The organism is Spartinivicinus ruber (assembly GCF_011009015.1).
Lineage (GTDB): Bacteria > Pseudomonadota > Gammaproteobacteria > Pseudomonadales > Zooshikellaceae > Spartinivicinus > Spartinivicinus ruber.
Map to the genome: position 1 here is coordinate 3,732,981 of NZ_CP048878.1, position 24,768 is coordinate 3,757,748.

The 24,768-nt window shown below is 39.4% G+C and carries 24 protein-coding genes; 10 read left to right on the forward strand and 14 right to left on the reverse strand.

What is annotated here, in order from left to right:
• Window positions 1-4: 4 nt before the first annotated feature.
• The 9 genes from prpC to G4Y78_RS17070 all read right to left on the reverse strand — a co-directional run bounded on the left by prpC (window position 5) and on the right by G4Y78_RS17070 (window position 10,788).
• Window positions 5-1,129 (reverse strand): bifunctional 2-methylcitrate synthase/citrate synthase, encoded by a 1,125-nt coding sequence (gene prpC / locus G4Y78_RS17030; RefSeq protein ID WP_163834160.1) that lies wholly within the window; start codon window positions 1,127-1,129, stop codon window positions 5-7.
• Window positions 1,130-1,261: 132 nt separating this feature from the next.
• Window positions 1,262-2,170: a methylisocitrate lyase gene (gene prpB / locus G4Y78_RS17035; protein WP_163834161.1), complete on the reverse strand. Its 909-nt coding sequence runs from the start codon at window positions 2,168-2,170 to the stop codon at window positions 1,262-1,264.
• Between the two features lie 225 nt (window positions 2,171-2,395).
• The gene (locus tag G4Y78_RS17040) at window positions 2,396-2,764 is read right to left on the reverse strand and encodes a PilZ domain-containing protein (RefSeq protein ID WP_163834162.1); all 369 of its coding nucleotides are present in this window, start codon (window positions 2,762-2,764) and stop codon (window positions 2,396-2,398) included.
• A gap of 83 nt (window positions 2,765-2,847) precedes the next feature.
• Window positions 2,848-4,710 carry a GGDEF domain-containing protein gene (locus tag G4Y78_RS17045; protein ID WP_163834163.1) on the reverse strand — a complete coding sequence of 621 codons (1,863 nt, stop codon included), beginning with the start codon at window positions 4,708-4,710 and terminating at the stop codon, window positions 2,848-2,850.
• Window positions 4,711-4,961: 251 nt separating this feature from the next.
• Entirely contained in the window at window positions 4,962-5,873 is a 912-nt protein-coding gene (locus G4Y78_RS17050) for a substrate-binding periplasmic protein (RefSeq protein WP_163834164.1), read from the reverse strand.
• A gap of 300 nt (window positions 5,874-6,173) precedes the next feature.
• Window positions 6,174-6,881, reverse strand: coding sequence for a hypothetical protein (locus G4Y78_RS17055; RefSeq protein WP_163834165.1), 708 nt, complete (start codon window positions 6,879-6,881; stop codon window positions 6,174-6,176).
• A 106-nt stretch (window positions 6,882-6,987) separates the two neighbouring features.
• On the reverse strand, window positions 6,988-9,006 hold the full coding sequence (locus tag G4Y78_RS17060; RefSeq protein ID WP_163834166.1) for a carbohydrate binding domain-containing protein: 2,019 nt from the start codon (window positions 9,004-9,006) through the stop codon (window positions 6,988-6,990).
• A gap of 827 nt (window positions 9,007-9,833) precedes the next feature.
• Window positions 9,834-10,052: a DUF7079 family protein gene (locus tag G4Y78_RS17065; RefSeq protein ID WP_163834167.1), complete on the reverse strand. Its 219-nt coding sequence runs from the start codon at window positions 10,050-10,052 to the stop codon at window positions 9,834-9,836.
• A gap of 280 nt (window positions 10,053-10,332) precedes the next feature.
• The gene (locus tag G4Y78_RS17070) at window positions 10,333-10,788 is read right to left on the reverse strand and encodes a type III secretion system chaperone (RefSeq protein WP_163834168.1); all 456 of its coding nucleotides are present in this window, start codon (window positions 10,786-10,788) and stop codon (window positions 10,333-10,335) included.
• Between the two features lie 264 nt (window positions 10,789-11,052).
• Between G4Y78_RS17070 and G4Y78_RS17075 the strand changes: the two genes are divergently transcribed.
• Complete coding sequence (locus G4Y78_RS17075; protein WP_163834169.1) at window positions 11,053-11,772, forward strand: sulfite exporter TauE/SafE family protein; 720 nt, start codon at window positions 11,053-11,055, stop codon at window positions 11,770-11,772.
• A gap of 52 nt (window positions 11,773-11,824) precedes the next feature.
• Window positions 11,825-13,714 (forward strand): hybrid-cluster NAD(P)-dependent oxidoreductase, encoded by a 1,890-nt coding sequence (locus G4Y78_RS17080; protein WP_163834170.1) that lies wholly within the window; start codon window positions 11,825-11,827, stop codon window positions 13,712-13,714.
• 125 nt (window positions 13,715-13,839) lie between these two features.
• On the opposite strand, the gene G4Y78_RS17085 is transcribed toward G4Y78_RS17080, so the two are convergent.
• Window positions 13,840-14,367, reverse strand: coding sequence for a hypothetical protein (locus tag G4Y78_RS17085; protein WP_163834171.1), 528 nt, complete (start codon window positions 14,365-14,367; stop codon window positions 13,840-13,842).
• A gap of 114 nt (window positions 14,368-14,481) precedes the next feature.
• Between G4Y78_RS17085 and G4Y78_RS17090 the strand changes: the two genes are divergently transcribed.
• Window positions 14,482-15,966 carry an NCS1 family nucleobase:cation symporter-1 gene (locus G4Y78_RS17090; RefSeq protein ID WP_222937519.1) on the forward strand — a complete coding sequence of 495 codons (1,485 nt, stop codon included), beginning with the start codon at window positions 14,482-14,484 and terminating at the stop codon, window positions 15,964-15,966.
• On the opposite strand, the gene G4Y78_RS17095 is transcribed toward G4Y78_RS17090, so the two are convergent.
• Window positions 15,963-16,232 carry a TfoX/Sxy family DNA transformation protein gene (locus G4Y78_RS17095; protein ID WP_163834173.1) on the reverse strand — a complete coding sequence of 90 codons (270 nt, stop codon included), beginning with the start codon at window positions 16,230-16,232 and terminating at the stop codon, window positions 15,963-15,965. The two genes, G4Y78_RS17090 and G4Y78_RS17095, sit on opposite strands and share 4 nt — an antisense overlap.
• Window positions 16,233-16,378: 146 nt before the next feature.
• Here G4Y78_RS17095 and G4Y78_RS17100 point away from each other — a divergent pair, with 146 nt between their 5' ends.
• Window positions 16,379-17,143: a substrate-binding periplasmic protein gene (locus G4Y78_RS17100; RefSeq protein WP_163834174.1), complete on the forward strand. Its 765-nt coding sequence runs from the start codon at window positions 16,379-16,381 to the stop codon at window positions 17,141-17,143.
• A 63-nt stretch (window positions 17,144-17,206) separates the two neighbouring features.
• Here G4Y78_RS17100 and G4Y78_RS17105 read toward each other — a convergent pair whose 3' ends face one another.
• On the reverse strand, window positions 17,207-17,695 hold the full coding sequence (locus G4Y78_RS17105; RefSeq protein ID WP_163834175.1) for a ParB/RepB/Spo0J family partition protein: 489 nt from the start codon (window positions 17,693-17,695) through the stop codon (window positions 17,207-17,209).
• A 431-nt stretch (window positions 17,696-18,126) separates the two neighbouring features.
• On the opposite strand from G4Y78_RS17105, the gene G4Y78_RS17110 reads away from it, so the two are divergent.
• From G4Y78_RS17110 to G4Y78_RS17120, 3 genes are all read left to right on the forward strand, one after another.
• On the forward strand, window positions 18,127-18,597 hold the full coding sequence (locus tag G4Y78_RS17110; protein WP_163834176.1) for a DUF6174 domain-containing protein: 471 nt from the start codon (window positions 18,127-18,129) through the stop codon (window positions 18,595-18,597).
• Window positions 18,598-18,739: 142 nt separating this feature from the next.
• Window positions 18,740-19,141 (forward strand): hypothetical protein, encoded by a 402-nt coding sequence (locus tag G4Y78_RS17115; RefSeq protein WP_163834177.1) that lies wholly within the window; start codon window positions 18,740-18,742, stop codon window positions 19,139-19,141.
• A 274-nt stretch (window positions 19,142-19,415) separates the two neighbouring features.
• Entirely contained in the window at window positions 19,416-19,622 is a 207-nt protein-coding gene (locus G4Y78_RS17120; protein WP_163834178.1) for a hypothetical protein, read from the forward strand.
• A 54-nt stretch (window positions 19,623-19,676) separates the two neighbouring features.
• Here the strand turns inward: G4Y78_RS17120 and G4Y78_RS17125 are convergent, their stop codons facing one another.
• Window positions 19,677-20,432: a substrate-binding periplasmic protein gene (locus tag G4Y78_RS17125; RefSeq protein WP_163834179.1), complete on the reverse strand. Its 756-nt coding sequence runs from the start codon at window positions 20,430-20,432 to the stop codon at window positions 19,677-19,679.
• A gap of 386 nt (window positions 20,433-20,818) precedes the next feature.
• Between G4Y78_RS17125 and G4Y78_RS17130 the strand changes: the two genes are divergently transcribed.
• The 3 genes from G4Y78_RS17130 to G4Y78_RS17140 all read left to right on the forward strand — a co-directional run bounded on the left by G4Y78_RS17130 (window position 20,819) and on the right by G4Y78_RS17140 (window position 23,934).
• Window positions 20,819-21,817: a tripartite tricarboxylate transporter substrate binding protein gene (locus tag G4Y78_RS17130; protein ID WP_163834180.1), complete on the forward strand. Its 999-nt coding sequence runs from the start codon at window positions 20,819-20,821 to the stop codon at window positions 21,815-21,817.
• An 83-nt stretch (window positions 21,818-21,900) separates the two neighbouring features.
• Window positions 21,901-22,377 (forward strand): tripartite tricarboxylate transporter TctB family protein, encoded by a 477-nt coding sequence (locus G4Y78_RS17135; RefSeq protein ID WP_163834181.1) that lies wholly within the window; start codon window positions 21,901-21,903, stop codon window positions 22,375-22,377.
• Between the two features lie 3 nt (window positions 22,378-22,380).
• Complete coding sequence (locus G4Y78_RS17140) at window positions 22,381-23,934, forward strand: tripartite tricarboxylate transporter permease (RefSeq protein ID WP_163834182.1); 1,554 nt, start codon at window positions 22,381-22,383, stop codon at window positions 23,932-23,934.
• A gap of 131 nt (window positions 23,935-24,065) precedes the next feature.
• Here G4Y78_RS17140 and G4Y78_RS17145 read toward each other — a convergent pair whose 3' ends face one another.
• Complete coding sequence (locus tag G4Y78_RS17145; protein WP_163834183.1) at window positions 24,066-24,749, reverse strand: response regulator; 684 nt, start codon at window positions 24,747-24,749, stop codon at window positions 24,066-24,068.
• Window positions 24,750-24,768: the final 19 nt, after the last annotated feature.

The following is a 24,768-nucleotide window of genomic DNA, read 5'->3' on the forward strand; positions in this document are numbered from 1 at the left end:
TTGTTTAACGTTGTTCAATAGGCAGCCACTCACGGTGCTCAGGTCCAACATAATCGGCACTGGGGCGAATAATCCGGTTATTAGTGCGTTGCTCCATCACATGAGCGGCCCAACCACTCACCCGAGAGCAAACAAATATAGGCGTAAATAATTTAGTAGGAATACCCATAAAATGATAAGCAGAGGCATGGAAAAAATCAGCATTAGGGAACAGTTTTTTCTCCCGCCACATTACTTGCTCACAACGTTCAGACACAGAATACAACACTGTGTCACCTACTTCTTTGGCTAGCTGTTGCGACCAACGTTTAATAATGGCATTGCGTGGATCAGACTCGCGATAAATAGCGTGACCAAACCCCATGACTTTTTCTTTACATGTCAACATGGCTAACAACTCACGCTCCGCTTCATCCACAGATTGCCAACGGGAGATCATTGCCATCGCAGCCTCATTAGCTCCTCCGTGGAGTGGGCCTCGCAACGAGCCAATTGCGGCAGTAATACATGAGTGCATATCAGATAATGTGGAAGCACAAACACGCGCCGTAAACGTGGATGCATTAAACTCATGCTCTGCATATAAAATAAGGGAAACATTCATGACTTGTGCATGTAAATCACTTGGCTTTTTCCCATGTAATAATTGCAAAAAATGCGCTCCTATCGCATTGCTATCTGTTTCAGTTTCAATCCGAACACCATCATGACTAAAACGATACCAATAGCAAATAATCGCAGGCAACAGAGCTAGTAGCCGATCAAAGCAATCCTGCTGTTGAGAAAAGTCTTCTTCTGGCTCTAAATTACCTAACACCGAACAACCTGTTCGCATTACATCCATGGGGTGAGCAGAAGCCGGTAATATTTCCAACACCCGACGTAGTTTATCAGGCAAAATACGCAGCTTTTTAACTTTCTGCTTATAAGCTGTTAATTGGTGCTGATTGGGCAGCTCACCATGACACAATAAATGAACCACCTCTTCAAATTGTGCATGTTCTGCTAAATCGGCAATATCATAACCACAATAGGTTAGTCCCGTTCCAGTTTTACCTACGGTACAAAGTGCTGTTTCACCTGCAGACTGCCCTCTTAAGCCAGCACCTGATAGTTTTTTTTCTGTCATGGCACACTCTTTCCTTTTTATTCATTTAATTTTTTGTTATTACTTTATATTCCATATCGGACACTAACCTAATTTTTGCTCCTTTTCATGACACCCTCACGGGGGGAGTAATGATGTGCTTTCGCGACAACTTCAAACAGTTTGAGCATCATCAGCCTGTTGCTGTTTGGTAAATAGCTGGTCCAGCTTATCTTCATAAGCATGGTATCCTAAGGTTTGGTATAACTGTTCCCTGGTTTGCATCTTGGCTAACAGTGACTTTTGGTCCCCCTCGTTAAGTACAGTTTGATAGACATCAAGTGCCGCTTTGCTCATAGCACGAAACGCACTTAGCGGATACAACACCAGTTGTACACCTACTGCTGCTAAGGCTTTAGTATTAAACAAAGGGGTTTTACCAAACTCAGTGATATTTGCCAACACTGGTACTTTGACCGCTGCGACAAATTTCTGGTATTCATCAAGTGTATGCATAGCTTCTGGAAAAACCATATCCGCTCCTGCCTCTACACAAAGCAATGAGCGTTCAATAGTTGCTTCCATCCCTTCTACTGCATGGGCATCAGTGCGTGCCATAATGACGAAGTCTAAGTTATCACGGGCATCAACAGCAGCCTTCACCCGATCGACCATTTCTGCAGCACTAACAATCGCTTTTCCTGGTCGATGGCCACAGCGTTTTTGAGCTACCTGATCTTCCAGGTGAATCGCAGCGGCTCCTGCTCGTTCCATTTCATTGACAGTACGGGCAATATTAAAAGCCCCCCCAAACCCTGTATCACAATCAACTAATAAAGGTAGTGAACTGGCAGCCGTTATCCGGCGAACATCTTCTACCACATCATTCAAGCTGGTAATGCCTAAATCCGGTAACCCAAAAGATGCATTGGCAACCCCTGCGCCAGATAAATAAATAGCCTGGTGACCTGCTTGTTCTGCTAACATTGCACAATAAGCATTGATCGTACCCACCACTTGTAAGGGTAACTGTTCTTTAACAAGCTGCCGAAAACGGGCCCCTGGTGATTGTGAGGTTGTCATGAAAGTTGATTCCTTCCTGTATAGGTTTACTTACTTTTTTAGTATTATTGATAGATGAGTAACATAACACTTACCCAACCTGTCGTCATCTAAACGACTTTTCATTAATACCACTTTATTTCGTTTAGTTTTATAATATCCTTTTAAAACTCTCGCTCAACTAGGTGGTTTGGATGATATACACATCATGGCGGCTTTGGCTAGCCGAATTGATAAATAGGCGAGCTAGATTGCCCGATCAGCAAATTTCGCTAAAAATGTCTGGGATTTAGTGTCTATTTCTACAAACTGTAGCCCCAAATGAAAGTCTTTTTTTCTGATCACCACATGGCGTACTTCAGCTGTTGCGTAAATTACTAATTTATTACTGCCGTAAATGACTTTAATCATAACTGGCAGTTTTTGTAGCTTTTTAAAACACACTTCAGTTTCCAGTAAAACGCCGTGCTTTGAAACATTGATGGTTGCAGCCGGGATAATTTGCTCTGTTTGTTTATCTTTAATAGCCGCTTTCCACTTTACTTCTCGACGCGGGAAAACTCTCTGTTCGTGCGAATCAGGATCTTCTAACAGCTCATCAATATTCTCAGACATTGTAGCTAAACCAATATTCGTTATTATCATCAACTAACATGAAAGAGCTTACTGCAAGCAATATAGTGCTATATCAATGTTCTTTAAGCTGCCGTTGCCACAGCCACCTCAACACGATTACGGCCATTATCCTTAGCACGATATAATGCTTTGTCGACGGTTGGAATTAACTGATCTAAGTCGGTAATGATCGACTCATCAACAGTTAAAACCCCTACACTGACAGTTACCCAAGAACTGATGGGCGATGCGGCATGGGGTATTTGCAAATCACAAACTCGTTCCCGCAATTGGTTTGCTAACTCTAATGCATCCTCAGGGCCTGTTGAAGGCAAAATGACAGCAAACTCTTCACCGCCATAACGCGCCGCTAAGTCAGTCTCTCGTTTGAAGATATCCTCTAATATATGTGCGACCTGTTTTAAACAACGATCACCCGCATCATGCCCATAGAAGTCATTATATTTTTTAAAATAATCCACATCGCAAATAATTAGAGATAGTGGGCTTCGAGTGCGAGAAAAGCGGATATACTCCATTTTTAACGTCTGATCGAAATGACGGCGATTGCTCAAGCCTGTCAAACCATCCTGAATAGCAAGTCGCGTTAGTTTTTCATTCGCATCTCTCAACTTGATTTCCATATCTTTTCTGATTAATGCACTGACCACCATATCACCAAATAAACGCATCAATACAAAATCATCAATCGTCCAGGTTTTAGTATTATTCGCAACGGCCTGGCCAAATATACCTCGTAAATGTTCTTGCATTCGCAATGGCACCATGGCAAATGATCCCACGCCAGCTCCCTCAAATAAATCTTTTTCTAAGTTAGCTTCACCGGTTAATAAGCTGATATCAGGAATTTGTGTGTTATGACCTAGCCGGGATTGCAACCAAGGATATTCATCAATAAACATTACCTTGGGTAATGACTTGGTATGGGTAATTTCACTATTGCGCCACTCAAATGCTTTATAAAGATATTGACCATCCTCACTAATTAAATAAATATAACTATAATCTGACTCAAAAAACTGACCAATAATACTGAGAGCATGATCCACAGTTTGCTCGATAGCATCAATTTGTAAGCTAATAAATTTGGTTGATAACCGAGCCACTAGCTTTTCTGCTTGCTCCCGGCGTTGCAGTAATGCAGTACGGCTCTCAATCAAGTCTTCCAGGTGTTCTCGATAGTGGTTAAGTTCCTGTTCCGCTCGCTCTCGTTTAATCATGTCACTTTGTAGTGACATCCGCATATCATTGATTGCATTGACCACTTCATCAATTTCATCAGGCGGCGTGGAAGGCTGCTTTCCCACTAGCTTTAACTCTTTTGCTAAGTTATTCAGGCCAAGCTTTCTTGCATAGTGAGCCATTTGACTCAATGGTATTGCTACCATTGATAAAATAATCAACACAATAAAAATAGAGACAATGAACGTCTTGCCCAGTTGGGTAAATAAAATAACCAGCGCTTTATCAAATAATCGGTTATAAACATTTTCCAATGTGCCTTGAACAACCAGTTTCCCTACTTCCACCTTGCCTAAATGAACGTCATCATAAACCACCTTAAAACTGCGTTCGATTTGGTACACTTGATCCGTCGGCTCTCCCAGTTTAATCACTGTACCCAATTCATTATCCAATTCCACATGAACAATATCAGCAAACTGCAGAATACCATCTAGTTGACTATGAACCTGTGGCATATTCACATGCCACAAACCGACCGATAAACTAGGTAAATGACTATGTTGAATTTGTGAAAACTGCTCGTCTATAACACTTATATCTTTGGTGTAATCAAAATACAATTGAAGAGCTGTCGAAATTAACGCAAAAACAGAGCTACAGAGAATAATATAGCCCAATAAACGATAAGTTAAGGGATGGTCTTTGCGATGACTTAAGATAGGCGCCAGAGGGTTTTTCATCTTGTGATACTACATATTTCCCTCAGTCTTCAACAGACTGCCGTTACACTAGAACAAGTTACTTAATAACTGATATAGCTAAACCTGCTTACTTTATTCGCTCTACCTTATTTCTATAAAGCTAGTTAACTTCAATTTTAGCTTATCATTATCCTACTTTCTTTCATTATTATGCTAATTACCAGGCAAACCTAGCTGGAAATGCAAAAACACCATTGGTGAGTATCAGGTAAGTCATATTAAAACACTTACTAATCAGCAAAATGCATAAAGTGTTTTTCTTCTCCTGGCTGATAACGATACTTTCCCTCTTTGAAAGGGTTAATTTTAAGAAATGGATTTTCAATTCTAAATAAACGACGGTTACCCATATTAGCTTGACGTATCATCGATTGATGGTCTGGAAAGCTATAAAATAACTGATCAAATTCTCCTGATGCCATGATGATATTTAAGCCTTTATTAATTCGATTATATAATGACTTATCACCTTTTCTAACAAAAAAATAATAAGGCGCATCATACTGTAGCATAATCGTTTTTTCTACCTGTAAGTGTTTATCAGCATGTTGCTTAACCTCTGTCCAGGGTTCACCCACGCCTCGTGGAAAGTAGTCTGCACGATTGAATTGAAGCATATCGAATATGCTTAAGTAATCTGGACTTGTGACTACCTTAAAACCATTGGCAATTAAAATTTCAGTATCAGGCCAATCATGCCCTTGAATAGCCCTTAGCTTTTTTAACATAGCCAAACTTGGGATACGAGAGTAAATTGACTGATCCCCTGATCGGATAATAAAAATGCGATGCCCCAACAAACCTTTTAACAGGGGAATCCGTATTGGCTGTAAGGTTTGTTCCCGCTTTTCAGAGGTCATGGTTGCAATAGTGCGAAATTTTATGCCCCGGCTAATTAAATCCATTACCCGATCCTGAGAGATTTTTCCTTGATAGCCTTTAATTGTATAGTCGCCAAACTGTTTTTTGGTCACAGCCAAAACCAGGTCAAGTAATTGATAACGAAAGGTACCTTCCAATGACAATTCACCACTGTGAGGCCTAATCAGAAACACTTCTTTAGCAAATGCATGATTAACAGGCATTATTTTCAGTGTTATTAGCAATAACAAAATCAGTAATAAGCATTTATAGCACTGCACTGCTTAACCTTTACTGTGTGGTAATGTTATATTCTGATTATTTCACCATAAAGCAAAACTAAGTAAATGATAGATATAAAAACAAAAAACCCTCAACTAAGATGGTTAAATAAATAACAGCTATTAAATAAGAAGAAAACTAGTAGTGCTGCATGCGTAAAGTTGGGTAACTGTCTTCAAATCCATTTACTTTCTGACAAGGCACTTTTTTGCAGGCATAGTGGGCCTACGTCAAGAAAAAGTAACACAGCCAGAGGATAAATGGGGAAGAAGTTGTTACCTTATTTTGCGCATGGACCACTAAGCTTGTGGTGGGACTACTTGAATCTGTTGTGGCTTAATCATATCAGTATGGCCTTGAGACTTTTTACTGGTAATTTCACCATCATCAATGATGGTTGCCAGCCCAGTTTGGTTATCAACTTTTACAGAATAAACACCATTGCCCGTAGCTACGGTTATATAAGTTTGTCTGCTGCCACGGTTTATTGACACATTTTCATAGACTTGGCCATTTTCAATTTGTCCTTGCCAAACTTCCACACCATCCACCGTATTATGGGTTGACGTAATTTCAGCTTGAACGGCTTGATTCAAATGAGGTAATTCTAATATTAATGTTTTTCCCAGACTTAATTTTTCTAAAACACCAGGTTCCATTTGTACATGAGCAACGTGGATACCACCTTCCTCTATAATAGGATTGTCAGCATCAACGACCCATACCTGCTGAGGCTCTGGCTCAATAAGGGTATCCACCATTTCATCGGTGGGCAGTTTTAACGTGCTGGGATCCACTGCTGCAAACTCAGCGAGTGCATTTTTCTTAACTGCTTGGGTAATTTCTGCATCCTGTACAACAATCTGTTGTAAAGAAGGCACTGATTGTTCACTTTCCGTTATAAGCTGACTTGTCTTTGATCCAACAGTTGCTTCCTGTTTCATCATGAATACAGAACTAATGCCTATCGTTAATGCACCGATTCCTAAGATTATTGGCTTCAACATGTTTTAAACCTCTTAACGGGCTTAACCTAAAGACTAGCCCGACTACTTCTATGTTTTGATGAACCACTCAAGGTAAGGACAGCGAGTCGCTGCCCTTGCGCTTTTTCTATCGTTTAATCTGAACATTATCGATAGCGAAGTTGACGCCCGCCTGTGGACCAAAAAGGAAGAGTTTTTGGTATTTCACTTTGCCTTTTGGTGAGACATTTATTGAACCGTTAAGTGTGTGCCATTGCCCTGCAGACACTGGCTGACGCTTAATTGTGACCCAGTGATGGCCACTGTCATCAATATAATAAAGTCTCATATCAGCATATTGTTGCCCTGCAGAAGTGTCTGTCACTTTAAAGTTGGCTGTAACCTGATAGCTTTGGTTATTATCTAATAAACCACGCACATCATATACGGCGCCTGAGTACCAGTACTGACGATTCATTACCGCCAAACCGTAATAACCTTCCCTGGCTGAACGAGAAAGTGCTACTGTACTGCGAAACCCTTCATGCCAACTTTGTAAACCATTTTCAAAGTTACTGACTAACACCTGAGATGTTTTTCTTTTTGTCGTGGTTGGCTGCTCAGCCGCTTGCTTCACAACCGCTTCATCCAACATAAATGGCGTGCCACTATGAGGAATATACACAAATAAATAAGCTGAATCGACTCGTTGTAATGTTTTACTTGACTCAATAGTAAATTGCGCTTTTAGTTGAGTAAACTCCTGATCAGTAACAGACTGAGACTTTAACTCTATGTATCTCTGTCCTGGTACATAAAGTAATACTTTTGCATCTGCTCGCGTATTTTCGCTGGTAGCCAATTTAACTTTAGCACTGAAGTCATAAGGTTTATTCAATTCTACACCGGTAATTTTGGTATAGGCACCTGCACCATATTGACTATTATCTACTTTAAGTACTTGATCCTTACCACAGGATTTAGCAATAGAATCAATACTTAGCTGACTTGCATAACTAGCCCCCCAATGTTGGAGCTGGTCATTTGAAAACTCACCGTTCTTTATTAAGTTGCCTTCAACCTTAGTTTTTTGACAAGTTTTATTACTCACCACCGTAGTCGTTGTGACTTTGGTTTTTGTTGTATTGGTAGTGGTTGTATTCGTCGTTTGGATTGTTGTTTTTTTATTGCTAGTTGTTTCTGGCTTATTCGAAGTGGTCTGAGTTTTTTTGTTGTTAACATTTGACACTGGATGCGTTGTAGGCATGAACTCAGCTAATTGAGTCGCTAGACGATTTAGCGCTTGTGCCGCATCAGCACTACTTTCTTTATTTACATCAACACCACACGCCAAGCCTTTACACTCATATATTCGAGGGTTAGAAAAATACTGTAACCGTGAATTCTGTGAAACCCCATAAGCATTTGGATAAGCCATGGTTGTAACGAACTGGCCATTTTCCCCATGACCTAATGCCCACTTAAAGATCTTACTATCAAGATTATTTTGAAACTGCTTATAATAATCAAGCTCTTCTGGGAACTCTTTTCCAGGGTTGTTTTTGAAAAATTTTTCTTTTGCTTCTATCGTCTTCTCTATTTTAAGTTTCGCCTCTTCAGCTTCTTGCACCCGAGAATGTTGTAATCCCATGTTATGACCTAACTCATGAGCATAAGAGCTTAGACACCTTATATCAACCAAATTATATGCCCATGATTTTGAGTTATTTTCTAACTGACCTTCTACTCCATTATTTCGAGATACATACCCTAAACCACAAAACCCTGCTGCAGGCCCAATAAGGGAAACGAAATCAGCTCCATGATCTGCCCTTAACTTTGCAACATAATCATTATTTTTTAATTTTTTTAATAAAGGGCTGGTCAGATTGTCTGCAAAACCTTCTGCATCAGGTAAAACACTATGATGGACTAAACGTAATTCGATATTAATGTTACTATTTTCATAACTTTTATTCGCATAAGTTACAAACTGGCTTAACTTAGCAGCCATATCATTATGTTTCGCTATTTCTTTTGTATAAACAGCCATGACATCCAAAACAACAGGTCCATCAACGACCTCATTCGCTGTTACCGTGAGACTACCCATTGCAGAAATAGCCAATGCTAGTGGGCTAATTAAAGCTTTATTCAATAAACGCATTCTATCCTCTCTAATTACACCAAAAATTGATATTGATGTGTTTGGTTGAGCTGTATATCAGGCGTCCTTGAACAGCTTGATTTCAGTATTTATCTGATACGGTAGGTTGTATTTTCCTTAGCTATCGACATCCTGCCAAATAGCTATTCAGTTAAGTGGTTTTCTGTGGGTTTACTTGTGAACTTCAGTGGTGAACTTTACATTAATCAAACACACGTTTACCTTGATCTGATTCACATATTATTTAGAAAACTAAACGTGAGTCCATTATGAAATCAGATATAAGTCACATAATATAAGAGATTTGAATAGCTATAAATTCAGTTTTTTTATAATGCCAAATTTTCGTTATCTAGCTGTTCAGCCCTTATTACAGGAATAAAAAAAGCAAATAGTTTGACTATTAGTTGGGATAGACTTTGCCGATATTTAAAAACAGAAAAATATTTTTAACAAAGAGCAGGCACCACAAGCTTCACCCTTCAGTCAAGGAAGAAAAAGTGAAATGTCTGAAAAATTTCTGGCTCAGTTTCACTTTTAATTAAAGCAAACCTTGAGTTGACCACTGGAATGAATAGTAGGAAGGTGTGGATAAAAGCTGACATAGTGCTTATTTTTCACTATTTGATTGCACTGGTTAGATACTACATAACGACCTATATGCAAGCCATTAGCATAGGTTTCTAAAAAAGCAGTGTATTTTTTTCAATTATGCAAAACTCATTGACAATAAATCATAATTTTTCTGGTATTAATGCACCTTTACCTTAAACCAGATATTTATTCAGCTGTTGCCAATAATCAGGAATTAGTTTTTCCATTGACTTTCATTTTACAGCAAACCACTGTTCATGCAAAAAACAGGGAGCCACTTCATAATGGTAAATATCATATAGATCTTGTTGTTCAATTTGAGTCGTCTGTAATTCACCAGCAAGATTAGACAAAATTTGCTCTGACAGCCCTACTTCAGCAAAAAGCTGTGCCAAAATCACCCAAGCATGCAAGCGATTACCATCTAATAAATATAACTCCAATTTATTCATTTCAACCGTATATTAAAACGTGTCCATATCATGTCCTAGTACCTATACTTGAACGAAAGACTTTACCTGTACCGCGGCTCATTTTAGGTTTAAGTTAAATGGGGATATGTAGCCAAGGCGAATGCTTTTGTGGAGCTAAAGCCTGCGATAGCAGCACTAATTAAAATAAAAAGCACAAGCTGGGCCGTCAAGCGATGAGGCCCATAATTTCATATATTTATAAATAATTGAGAAAAAAGCGACAACAACAAGTCCTAAAAATCATTCAAGAAGAGTATATTTACACTTTTAAACCAAATGGCGCATTCACCTCATTTTGATTAACCTCTAACGACTGCTGGCCACCTGTTTCAGCTGCTTGTGCATACTCCTCTACTTTATTGATGTATGCTTCCAGCGCTTGAAATAATTGAGCATCATCAGTATTACCTAGGTCGAGCTGAGTCCATAAAATAATATCGTTACTCAGTTCATCAATAGCCGTCATCATAGGCGGATATTGAACACTGAATAAATTACTGATCAATAGCTGCTTTGCTTGTTGAAAATCTCCGTCCATTAACTTATCGACGCTACTAAAAAAGGTGATAATTTGGCTACTCTCTGTCATACCAATGTTAATGGTGAGTTTATCATCAATGCTTAGACTCACTACAGGTTCATCTGGAAGTGTAACCTCCCCCATACCCAACATATTTAGCAAGGTTTTAATACGTAGCCTTACTTCAGCATTCATATAACTTCCTCAGCGCTTAGCAGTCTGACTTCTTCGGTATTTGCTGGAATTTTAACATACTTTAACCAAAGTCATACTTTTTACCTGTCACCAGCGGCGGTTTTTTTTAAGGTTAATTAACCGACTCTAATGTGAGCTTTAAAAAAACTACTGTCGTTTTCTTAAAGAAGCTATCCATAATGCAACTATGACCTATCCAACTGGCACCTGTTCAGCTTAAACTACCCTTTTGATAATTTTTTATACTCAACAGGTCACTAATAAATGGATTATTGGCTTACCACAACTTTTGCCTTTGTCATAATTTTAATTGGCTCTGTAGTACAAACTGCTATTGGTTTTGGTATGGCAGTGGTTGCAGCTCCGCTGTTATTTCTCATGAATCCTGATTATGTTCCAGGCCCTATCATTCTAGCTGCATTATTTAATTGCCTGGCAAATACTTATTATTTTCGTCATTCAATATCCCTGAAAGGGTTATCATCAGCCATGCTTGGGCGAATTCCAGGGTGCATTGCTGGTGGCGGCTTATTACTTGTCCTACCTCAAAGCTTGCTTGCAGGGTTTCTGGCAACTCTAATTGCTTTTGCTTTGATTGTTAGTCTAGCCAACTGGTCTATCCGGGCCACCCCCAAAACTCTATTTGTTGCAGGATTTGTTTCAGGGCTAACAGGTACTAGTACTTCCATTGGTGGCCCCCCTATGGCACTGGTCGTACAAAATGAAAGTGCTGACTTTATCCGAGCCAATTTAGCTAGTTTCTTTCTTTACAGCTGTATTACATCATTAATTATTTTAGTCATAATGGGTAGCTTTCGTTGGCAGCAGTTAAAGCTTGGCTTACCACTGATACCAGCAACGTTACTTGGCAATTGGCTTGCCTATCAAATACTCCATTTTATTAGCAAAACCCAAATACGTCGATTCACCCTATGCTTATGCTTTATTGCGACTATTACTCTATTATTGAAGGTATTTGCCTAACCTGGTGGAATGAATTAAGGTAAACAGTCTGATTAGCGTAGAGTAATAATAGATGTATCAACCTGCCTGTTTATCTGCAATCACTATTTATCCTATCAAGTCAACTGCAGGGCTTTCGGTTAGCCAAGCCATGGTTAACCGTGAAGGGCTTGCCTTCGATCGACGGTTCGTTTTGGTTGACAGCAATGGTCAGTTTATTACCGGGCGCCAATACCCTCAGCTTACTTTGATTAAATCGGTGATTATTCCAGCAGGATTACAAATATCAGCACCAGGTATGCCGACCTTAACGATTGAGTATGCGCAGTTAACCAGCCAATATCGCCCCATCACAGTCTGGAAAGATACCATTCAAGCCCAACACAGCCACGAACAATATGACCAATGGTTCAGTCAGTATTTAAATAAATCGTGCCATTTATATTTTTACGGTGAGCACTCACATCGATCTGTAAAAAAACGACCTAATGAACAGGTGAGTTTTGCTGATGGCTATCCTTTACTCATTGTTTCAGAAGCTTCTTTAACAGACTTAAATTGTCGTACAGCTGAACCAGTTAATATGGCGCAATTTCGTCCTAATATAGTAGTCAGTGGCACCGAGGCGTTTGCTGAAGATAGTTGGCAACAAATCAAAATCGGTGAAGTACATTTTGAAATAGACTCTCCTTGTACCCGTTGCATTTTTACAACAGTAAACCCAAACAACGCCACCAAGAATCAATTAAAAGAACCATTGACTACTTTGGCTAAATATCGAAGTGATGAAAATCATAACATTTTTTTTGGCCAAAATTTAATTGCACTAAACGAAGGCATTATTTCAGTCGGTGATCCTATTGAGATAATAAAAACCAAAACACCGATTCATTACATTGATAATGCCTCTATCAAGCGCAACCCTAAACAGGCCAAGTCAAATGCACCTGTAGGCGAACTAAAATTAACCTGCCAGCGAATTATCGAAGAAACCCCTTCAACCAAAACTTTTTTACTTAATAGTCCTACTATTTTACCCTGTTATTTACCAGGCCAGTATCTGGCTATTCAACCGACTATTAACGGGCAGGCCATTAACCGTACTTATACTTTATCTTCTTCACCCAGTAGGCCAGAGCATTTAGCCATAACAGTTAAACGTGAGCCCAAAGGATTAGTATCAAATTGGCTACACAACCATTTAAAGGAAGGAGATCATTTAACTGCCCAGCTACCCACGGGTGATTTTCATCTTAATCGGACTAGCAATAATAAACTGTTATTATTAGCAGCCGGTAGCGGCGTTACCCCCATGTTGTCCATTCTTCGCTGGTTAACTGACCGACTAGCCCAAGCTGATGTGGTGTTGATTTACTCTGCACGAAATCAAGCTGAAATAATTGCACATCATGAGTTACTCTTATTAGCTCAGCAAAATTCCCAGTTCACCCTTCATATAACGCTTACCCAGCCGACTCAAACACCCGCTTGGCCTGGGCACCGTGGTAGGCTCAACCAAACTATGTTACAGCAGAATGTGCCTGACTTATCTGAAAGAGCCATTTTTGTCTGTGGCCCTGCAAGCTTTATGGATCACTGTAAAACACTAAGTAGTCAAATAGGCCACACCTTACAGGATTATTATGAGGAGCATTTTTTTGCCCCACAGCAACTAGACACAACGCCCCGACCTAAACAATCCCTATCATTGCTGTTTGACTCATGGGATGTGATGGTTGAAGGTGATAACCAAACACCACTACTTGAACAAGCAGAACAAGCTGGTGTGGCAATCCCCTACATGTGTCGGGCAGGGATCTGTGGTCAGTGTAAAGTAAAGGTGATAACAGGTGACTATCAACGCCTAGCTGACACTCCTTTATCGGAAGCTGAAAAAGCAGAAGATATCGTGTTAGCGTGCAGTTGCTTAGCAAATAGTGACTTGGTGATTAATACCATATAAGCTGACAGAAAGGCCTCAGGCTAGGCAAATGTTTAGGGACATGTACGAAATAACCTCCACCTTGGAACAAAAAGCTAACCAATTGTTTCATACACGTCCCTTAACCTGACACTCTCTTGATGAAGCTAATCAAAGAAGTGTTTTGACAACACCAATATCAACCCCATTATTTGAAAAAACAATGCAACATTACTTAAACCATTGTTTTTCTGCTCCAATTCTCTTGCCTGAGCCAAAAAGTCAAGCTTTTCACCGTAAATTGTATTGATTTGATCAACCGTAAGTTGCTTATGCTGGGCAATACTCTTTAAAAATAAGTTATACAAGGTTTGATCATTATTCTGTGGAGCATCAGGAATAGAGACATTAATATTATTTAATACATCAGCAATAAAAGTCACCAAATATTGCTGCTCAACTTCCTGAGCAACCATCAAAGTAGCAGTATCTTTTTTCAATTCAAACAACTGGTAGTCCTGCCAAAGCTGCATGATGGTTTGCTCAATTGACTCAGCCTGATCATGAAGTGATTTAATTCTGTCATTATTTGCTGTGACTAGATAGTTGCTCATCACTGCAGATACCACCGTCATCAATACACCCGACGAAATGAGTACAACAGAAGCCAAATATTTAAGCCGTTTTCTCATCATTACTCCCTATTACCCTATACAACAGCCTCTTATTGAATTGTAAGTATAAAGCCAGGTAAGCTTAATCGCTTAAACGTAAAGAAGAATAACAAGTATAATTAGAGACTAATGGACATGGCAGCCACTTCCCTTTCCTCATCCACTTTGGACCAATCCCCTTTGATAAAACAACACCCTGGATTACACGACAGTATTTACTACAATGCCGACATTGCACCTACACTGCCTGAGCAGCGCACCTGGACCAAGTGGCATATTGCTGCACTTTGGGTGGGAATGGCCGTTTGTGTGCCAACCTATATGCTGGGTGGGGTTCTCACTAGTTACTTCGGCTTAAGTGTCAGCGAATCATTACTGACTATATTGATCGCAAATATTGTAGTGCTTATTCCTTTAACCCTAAATGCCTGCCCTGGTACAAAATACGGTATTCCATTCCCTGTGCTATTACGCGCGTCCTTTGGCATTGTAGGATCAAATATTCCATGCTTAATCCGTGCTTTAATTGCTTGTGGCTGGTTTGGCATTCAAACCCTGTTTGGGGGGCTTGCTATACACCAACTGTTAGCGACTTTTTCTGACAGCTGGGCAAGTTTAGCCACTGCGGGAGAAGTGATTGGTTTCTTTATCTTTCTAGTATTAAACCTAATGGTTGTACTTAAAGGAGCCAACTCCATTAAATGGTTAGAAACTGTTGCAGCTCCCCTTCTTCTGTTGGTAGGCATTGGCTTAATGGTTTGGGCTATGCCCCATATTTCATTGGAAAACCTATTGAACCAACCAGCTAAACGTCCAGCTGATGCAAGTGTTTGGCGCTATTTTTTTGCTGGTTTAACCGCTATGGTTGGCTTCTGGGCAACCCTTTCATTAAATATTCCTGACTTCAGTCGTTATGCTCAAAATCAAAAAGCACAGATCACTGGTCAAATAATCGGCCTACCACTCACCATGTTTTTCTTTGCAGCTTTAGGTGTAATCATGACAGCCGCTTCGCCAGCACTAGTAGGCGAACCCATTGCAGATCCGATACACTTAATTGGAAAAATTGAAAACCCTATAGTAATAGTGGTTTCCATGAGTATTTTAATTATCGCCACACTTTCTACCAATACTGCCGCAAATGTGGTTTCTCCCACTAACGACTTTCAAAATATAGCCCCAAAATACATCAACCAAACCACAGGGGTATTACTAACAGGGATGGTAGGTGTATTACTGATGAGCTGGGAATTACTGAAAAAACTTGGTTTCATTACCTCAGCGACTAGTATAGAAAGCCTCTACTCCAACTGGCTGATTGGTTATTCATGCCTATTGGGGCCGATCGCCGGTATTATGATTGTTGACTATTTCGTCATAAAGCAACAACAGCTTGATATCAAGTCGCTTTACACAACCAAAGGTCACTACCCTAAGTTTAATAAAACTGGTTTCATCGCATTGATTATCCCAACAGCCATATCATTGTTAGCATTAACTTTTAACCTATTACCCTGGTTTTATGACTACGGCTGGTTTACTGGGTCGCTTACCGGTGGGCTGATATACTATTTAGTCAGTCCTAGCACCCAGCCATTCTATCAATGGTCAGCCAGCTAACTTATTAAACCTGCCGCCACTCGTAACTGATATTTCTCTTCATCAGTAAAGTCATCCCAATGCCGGTCTTGCAACGCGCCTTCTAATGAGTATAAGTAATAGCAAACCGGCAAACGCTGTCCCTGATATCTGGCAGCTAACTTTTGATAAGCAATGGCAGCACCTGTTTTTGCTAATTCCTCTGGCGTATTAATATCAACATTGGCAAGCCTTTCCGCAACAGTCTCACCGATATTTCGTAGTTGAGTCAACGCTAGTTTGTTCATCTACCCTCCTGTCCACTATTTTGATTTAGCATTTTGGTATTCCTCATTACAACAGGCAACTTGAACTATAATTTCATAAACTTCCCAATGATAGAGTCAATATTATTAGCCTTTCAAACTCAATAGCTTTAGTGGTATTCAGAATAGTGCTTTTTTTTTCTCTGGGCACTGCTTCATCTGTTTATGCGAATGAGCCCGTCAAAATCTGTGATGATGAGGGTGAGTGGCCACCTTTTATTTACTATTCAAGATCGGCTGGTAAACTTGATAAAAACACGATAATAGGTGCCTCTGTTGAGCTAATTGAGGCTGCGTTTAAACTAACTAATTTCAGTTATACATTACAGATGATACCTTGGAAACGTTGCCTTGATGAAGTCCATCATTATGGTACACGAGGTAAATTCGAAGTATTTTTAAATGCTAGCTTCAGTATGGAACGTGCAGAAAAGTACTATGCAACAACACCCATCTACCACTTAAACAGTGGGGTATTCTATTCCAAAGATCGTTTCCCCAAAGGTCCCAAAATTAATCAGCCATCAGATCTCAATAATTACAAACTCTGTGGGGTTTTGGGGTACAATTATGAATATTTATATACAAAATACGGGCTTGTCAAGAGCAAAACTATTAATCAAGGTGCCCCCAGTATTTTTTCTGTACTGACAATGATTGCTAATAATCGCTGTGAAATCTTTGAAAACAGCCTAGAGCCTATATATGGGGCAGTGCTGATAGATAAATACAAACTCCCTCACAACATTGCCAGCGCACCATTACCCCATGCTGATAAAATCCATTATCATATTTATATTGCTAAAACGTCGCTGCGTGCATACCAATTATTAACAGATATTAACAGAGTTAAACCAAGCTATTCTTATTCTTCAGCATCAGGGCATATCTAAAAGAATATTTGACAAATATCTAAACGCTAACAACTAGTTATTTACACTTAACCGATGAATTTTCTAATGATAGGCTAACTTCTCTAAAATATTAGCCAACTCAATTTTATTTTTAAAAACAATTGCCACCAGTCCTTCCTCTTTATGACCAGGGCGCTCTTTTACCAACACCATTAACCCCGTCTTTTGATTAACGGCTTTACCTATATCATGATAAGACTTGTCAATAATATTAACTAAACTATCTTTTTTGTCCTTTAGATGCTTCACTTCCATTTCTAGCTTTCTCACCGACCAATGGTTTTGAGCAGCCAAACGAATAAGCTGCATCTGAGTCTGTGGCTCCTTCAAAGTCACTATATGCCTGATATAAGAAGACTTAAATCGATGGACTTTTAACAACGCTTTTACCATTGGATTTAGTGTAGCAAATCTTGACCAGTGGGAAATTTCTGCTCTAGAAACACCTAGCTGGCCAGCAATTTGCTTTTGCGTCAATCCCTGCGCTTTGAGCTTTTTACACTCCTCTACCTGTAACCAAAAGTCATCCATAGAAGACCCCCAAAACTCTGTGTAGCAAGTGCAATTGAGTGTAATACCGAATGACTATATTTTAAAAGAATGGATAGTTACAAGCAGTTGTCACAACAAAACGGAGCGCTATCAAAAGTAAGCACTTATGCAGAACTATAAACCAACCTAATACAAGCAATAGTCCACCAACAAGCGTTTTGAAAAATTAGTTATCACTTGCTTTAAAATACTAATTAGCAAGTACAAGTTTAATACTTATTGCTTTATATCAAGTATACGACATTTGCTACCAAAAAATCGTACTATTGGAAAAACCAATATTGTAAATTTTGTCAAGTTCCTATATAAAGTGCCGCGATAAATACTCAAATGGATAAACTAGATGTATTGAGTATATTTTTAACAATATTGTGAGACTCCATAACGAGTCAAGCATTGGAGGTTCAATAATGATCTTAAAAAAAATACTACCTATCACTTTAGCTGCTACTTTATCAACAACTGTTTCAGCTGATCCTTGGAGTGAAGATTTTACTAAAGACTTTAAACCTGAAGTCGCCACTTACCTAGCTAAATGGTATAAAGATAATTATAGCAACTACACTTACATTTATCGGTATTTCTGTTTTTGTGCTGAGTCAGGTAAATCATTTACCGTTGACGTTAGAGATAACGAAGTCAAAAAAGTTACCTACACCGACACTAATCAAGAAGTACCTGAATCCCATATGAGTATGTTTGATACCATAGATGGGCTTTTTGCTGACTTAGTTAAAGCAAACAAAAGTGCTCACAAAATAAATGTTCAATTTAACAAACGTTTTGGCAACCCAAGCAGTGTTTACATTGATTATGATCCACGTATCGCAGATGAAGAAACCGCCTATTCTATTGACCAAATTTTCGTAATGTTGCCTTAAATAACAATTTTTTTACATTTAGCAATTCAAATAAAAAATGCTTTTTCACTCAAGTGAATACGGTTGTATAGTTTGAGTAAAAAGTGTAAAAATGCCAGCCAAGTATTAGGCATTTTCTTCTGTAAACAAAAGGGAGAGAAATATGGCTAAAATACAAAGTCTTTTAAAAACTATTGGTACTAGCTTTATTGCATTACACATGACGTCAGCAGCCATTGCTCAAGAAAATGTACCTGCTGTTGTAAAACCCCAGGGTATTTGCACAATGGATTATAACCAGTGTGGCAATTCAAGTATTTGTGGCTGTCCAGATGGATATCAATATAATGCCGCTATTGGTTATTGCATCATTTCAGAGACTGACAATGCTAGCATGGCAGGCGTCGATAAAAGGGGTATCAAAAGCTCATGTTCTATTAAAGCCTCATCTGTCGCTGCTTGTACTCGTGATATCAACCGCTTTGGCAACCCAAGCGTTTGCAACTGCCCAGGCACCACAGAATATAACGAAGTACTAGGACACTGTATCGACTCTGTTCGCTAAACTGTTAGGGTCATCAGTTATTTGATTATTAACTGAATAAAAGATGATGGACTTATTCAACTCACCTTTTATTCAGTTACATAACATGACTACTCCATTAATGAGACCCATGCCTCAGCAACCCACCTTCTTTAATGAGACAGCCACATAAAGTGTGAACAGCATCAAGCAACCTGCGCTACTCAAACTCTTCATTCCCGTTATGATAGTAAGCAAGCCACTCAGTTAAATGAGCCTTGACTAATTGTATAATCAATAGATGGGAGCCAATACAATGAGTACTATCAGCACCCAGCCTACCAACCAAAACTCTTCTGTTTACCAAACACCTACTGAAGTGAGAGATTCACCTCCTCAAACAAAACCAACAGTTGCTGATGAGCTAAATAGTATTGAACTAGCTAAAATGTTATGTATTATCGCTAAACAAGTGGCTTGTGCACCGCTAACTCACTCAGACAAAACTGATAAAAACAAATAGCCTACTGATTACACATCAGTCAACAGTATGCGTATTTTTGTGATTAATTTAAAGCTAAAATACAATAGGTGCTTTATATTTATCAAAAATTCGTTTGACTTCCCCTGAACTAATCAAAGCAGCTAATGCCACATCAAACTTATCTCTATTGACATAGTGAGGCGAACGTTTGGAGATAGCAAAATAATTAGGTATTTTGCTTTCATGTTTATAGTCCAAATAATGGTATGACAAATTTAGTTCTGCAATTGGCTGCTCAATGTGCTCTTTGTCCTGTTCCAGTACTGCAATTATATTCACGTCTTTATTTACTAACCCTACCACCATAGCATCAAAACTACGATAAGGTGTTTTACTGATTTGTGTTGATTGGTCCAAAGCATCAAAGTACGATGTCTCAAGCTTCACCCCTAATTTAAACTGTTTTAGGGTTTCAAACTGGTCTACCTCTACAGGGTTATCTTTTAACACAATAAACAACGTATCTTTTTGTCGGTATCCTAGCGGTTTTAAATAATGCACGATTGACTCTCTTTCTTTGGAATAAGATACTCTTGGGATTATGTCAATCAAACCTCTGCGCGCATCCGTCATACTCTTTTGAAACGGTGCTCTACGCCACACCAGTCGATAGTCCAGTTGTTTAGCTAACAACTCAAGTATATCCACCATCGGCCCAGCGACTTGGTTATTTTCCAAAAACATCAATGGTGGTCGCTCACGGAAGTCCGCTCGCAATACTTTTATGCCAGAAAAACCTAGTGTTGGTTGAATAAACAACAGAAGCAGTACAATAAGCATCTTCTTCATGATCAATCTCTCGCTTTTCGACATGGCTATATTGCTTCGATAAAACCCAGCAATAACCTATTAACTCCAAAACCTTTCTATATAAGGCTATTATTTATGCTTCATATGATATACCCAGCATATGAAGTACAAATTAATGGCTATATTTTATACACCAGAGTACATTAAATTATTATACCCATTAAAGTAACATTTTAATATAAGCGTTCAAATTGTTATGAATACTCTGTTACCATCCACTGTCAGTTAGGCTTAACAAGTAAAAATGAATTCTATGAACTTTATGAACAAAACATTCTTTAAGCACATAACCTTTTCATTTTCCCACAGGTCGGTAATGTATCAACTGTAGTGCTGAAAAATAATTATTAAACCAAGGAGTCACTATGCCAATTCTATCCAAATCTATTCACAGCTGTTTTAATCGAATCAAAACCTCTATCTGTGCATTGACACTGGCTTTAAGCTTTAACAGCTATGCTACAGACACATCCGATATTCATTTTCTTGTACCAGGTGGTGCAGGTGGTGGTTGGGACTCAACTGCCCGAGCCACAGGTGCCACACTAAAAGAAGCTGGTTTAGCTGATAAAGTATCCTACCAAAACCTTTCTGGTGGAGGTGGCGGAAAAGCCATTGCTTATCTCATCGAAACAGCCAAAAAACAGCAAAATACATTAATGGTTAACTCTACTCCTATTGTTATTCGCTCATTGGCTGGCGTGTTCCCCCAAACCTACCGTGACTTAACGCCTATCGCAGCAATAATTGCTGATTATGGCGCGTTCATTGTGAAAAATGATGCACCTTATAAAGACTGGAATCAGTTGATTACAGAGTATAAAAAATCCCCCGCTAAAATTAAGTTTGCTGGTGGATCCACTCGTGGCAGCATGGATCATTTGATTGCAGCAGCTGCTGTACAAAATGCCGGGCTTAATCCACGTCAACTTCGCTATATACCTTATGATGCTGGTGCAAAAGCAATGGCTTCGCTACTGTCTGGCGAAACACAAGTGCTTTCCACAGGTTTCGGTGAAGCATTAGAGTTAGCAAAATCAGGACAAGTTAGAATATTAGCTATTACCGCTCCTGAACGTCTGAAAGCAGCACCCGATGTTCCCACTTTAAAAGAAATGGGTAACCCAACGGTATTTGCCAACTGGCGAGGTTTTTTTGCTGCACCGAATCTTGCCAAACCCAAAGCGGAAGCATTCGCCAAACTATTAGCAGAGATGCAGCAATCAACTGCCTGGAACACCACCCGTGATCGTTATGGTTGGATTGATAATTATAAAGCCAATGACGAGTTTATTGCTTTTCTAGATGAACAAGAAAAAACCATGAAAGCACTCATGCAATCACTGGGCTTTCTAAAAAAATAACTCATATTTAGGCGCTATAAGTTAGACCACCTGACACTTGTAGTGCCCATAATAACAATAACTGACAACGCAGGAATCCTCCCATGCTCACTACCGATCGAATTGGCGGAATGGTATTTTTAGCCTTTTCCCTGGGCTATGGTTACTGTACAACTTTAATTCCAGATTATCCTGGTTCAGAGTTTGAACCTGTAACAGCAAAAACATTTCCATATTTGCTAAGTGTTTTAGGTTGCCTGGTGGCTTTGTGCTTATTACTTGCACCAACCCAACAAACCACTAATACTCATGTTAAAAAAAATACCCAGCCATTTAATTGGTATACGACGACTGCTTTACTAGTTGCAATGGCTGTATATGGGCTAATAGTTGAATGGTTAGGTTTTATTTTAGCCACTATTTTGTTTTTAATAGCAGGTTATCGCATTCTAGGTGAAAAACGCATAAAAGTTTTATTGCTTGCCTCAGTCCCTGTTGTTGTTATTTTCTGGGTATTTCTCACTCAAGTACTTGATGTATACCTGACTCCCGGCAGAGTTTTTGATGGATTGGGGGGTTAAACAATGTGGGACGGTATTGTATTAGGTTTTAGTACGGCAACCAATCTGACCAACATCATGATGGTTATAGTTGGCTGCTTTGTTGGCACCTTAATTGGTATGCTACCTGGTCTAGGGCCAATTTCAGCCATCGCATTAATGATCCCTATTACCTACGGATTAGACCCTGCAAGTGGTATTATCTTAATGGCAGGGGTTTATTATGGTGCTATTTTTGGAGGCTCAACTTCATCTATTTTAATTAATGCTCCAGGCTGTTCAGCCACAGTTGTTACTGCGTTTGATGGTTTTCCCTTGGCACAAAAAGGCCAAGCAGGTAAAGCACTGGCATTGGCTGCTTATTCTTCATTTATTGGTGGTACATTAGCAGCACTGATTCTACTAGTGGCTGCTCCCATGCTTGCTTCAGTATCCCTTAGTTTTCAATCCAGCGATTATTTTGCCTTAATGGTGGTCGGTCTTACCGCAATTGCTGCTTTTGCTGGCAAAGGGCAATTTTTAAAATCCTGTGTCATGGTCATCCTTGGTTTAATGCTGTCAACCATTGGCACTGACCAGTCTTCAGGAATTCAACGCTTTACTTTTGGTCGACTTGACCTTATTGACGGTTTAAGCTTTTTATTATTAGCCATGGCAACCTTTGCCTTAGCAGAAGCCTTAATTGCAGCACAACAATACACGACAAACCCATTAGCCAATCAATCCGCCTTAATGAAAAAGCCTACCTTAAAAGACATGGCATTAACTAAACAGGAAGTAAAAGCCGTTGCTCCTGTTGTTGGCAGGTCATCAATTTTAGGGTTTTTGATTGGGGTATTACCTGGCGCGGGTGCTACCATTGCCGCTTTTATGGCCTATGGCACCGAGCGTAACCTTGCTAATAAAGCAGCCAGAGATGAATTTGGTAAAGGTAGTATTAAAGGCCTGGCCGCACCGGAAGCTGCCAACAATGCAGCCTCAACGGGCTCTTTTGTCCCTCTACTCACATTGGGCATTCCCGGTTCTGGCACCACCGCCATTATGTTAGGAGCGCTTATTTCTTATGGCATTCAACCAGGCCCTAGATTATTTTTGGATAACCCAGAAGTATTCTGGTCTGTGATTGTCTCAATGTACTTGGGAAATATTGTGTTATTAATCCTTAATCTGCCACTGATTCCTTATTTGGCTCGTTTATTAACCATACCGCAACAGTTGTTAATTCCATTAATTGTATTTTTCTCTTTAGCCGGGGTTTATTTAGTCAGCTTTAATAGTGTAGATATTTTAATCATGACATTATTTGCTGCTGCCGCTATTGGTTTAAGAAAACTGCAATTTCCTATGGCCCCTTTACTGCTTGGGTTTATTTTAGGTGGCATGCTGGAAAATAATTTACGTCGAGCATTGCTGATCAGTGATGGTAGCTTAAACTTTCTTTGGGAGAGGCCATTAACCCTTAGTTTAATCTTACTAGCCCTAGTATTAGGCCTACTACCTGCTATTAGGCATTGGTTAGATCATCGTGCAAATAAAAAACAAGACCAACTCGCTGATTCAACTATATCAGCAGGATAGTTTGACTAGGCTACACTCAAATGTCGCTTTAGCTCTTGATGGGCTGATAATAGCCCTTCAAGATTAATGAAGAATAAACATTTAATCCATACTTCACATCAAAATTATTTTCTTCTCCTTTTGCACCTTACCTAAGAGAGTGAGTATCTTCTTTCAGGTCTGCCCACATCTCCATACACCAATGAACACCGCAACTGTCCACAACTCACTAAATATTCTAAATAACGGCGTGCCGTCGTGCGGCTAATGCCAATTAACTCACCCACTTGCTCTGCATTTAAAATAACCTGTGGCTCGTTAAAAACATGTTGCACCTTTTCCAAGGTAGGTTTTTGTAGCCCTTTGGGCAGTACTCGTCGTTTAGTTTCTGCTGGTACGGCTGGCGTGATCAACTGGTCAATATCCGTTTGTTGTAATTGCTCCAATTGATTCAATTGCCGCCAATAGTTGTGGTATTTTTGTAACGCTTCAGAAAAACGATCAAATATGACAGGCTTTATAATATAATCAATCACTCCACCTCGTAAGGCTGTTTGTAAGGTTGTAATGTCTTTAGCCGCGGTGATTAAAATAACGTCCGATTTAGCCCCCTCTGTACGTAACTGTTGTAAAAATGACAAACCACTTCCATCAGGAAAATAAACATCCAACAAGACCAACTGTGGTTTTAAGATAGTAACCAGTTCTTTGGCTTCTACTAAATTGTAGGCAATTCCCACCACCTCAAAACCCGCGATTTTTTCCACGAACAAACGTTGAATCTCGGCGATATCGGGGTCATCTTCAACAATTACAACACTAATTAATGTAGCCATAGGCTAAATACAACTCTTA